Raw genomic sequence first — 330 nt, forward strand, 5'->3', positions numbered from 1 at the left:
TCCAGGTGGCGCAGAACTGGGTCGCCACCAGCGGCCAGCCAACCTTGATTGTGGTAACCGCTGATCACGCGCATACCAGCCAGATCACCAGCGGGGGCACCGAGACATTCGGCCGCACCACCAAGCTGCGCACAGCCGATGGCTCCGACATGGTGATCAACTACGCCAACGCTGGAAGCAACGACGATGACGTGGCTCTCGGCGGCCAGGGACACACCGGTGCGCAGCTGCGCGTCGCAGCCTCCGGTCCGGGTGCTGAGAACGTTGTGGGTCGCACCGACCAGTCCGACCTGTACTACACGATGATCAATGCTCTTGGCTTTGATTCCG

General features: G+C 63.0%; 1 protein-coding gene. It reads left to right on the forward strand.

Annotated elements, in window-relative coordinates:
* Nucleotides 1-50: 50 nt before the first annotated feature.
* Nucleotides 51-330: alkaline phosphatase (locus QP415_RS11095; protein WP_285100101.1), on the forward strand; the 280-nt coding region annotated here is incomplete at its 3' end.

This window comes from Pauljensenia sp. UMB3104, from assembly GCF_030217285.1.
Taxonomy (GTDB): Bacteria; Actinomycetota; Actinomycetes; order Actinomycetales; family Actinomycetaceae; genus Pauljensenia.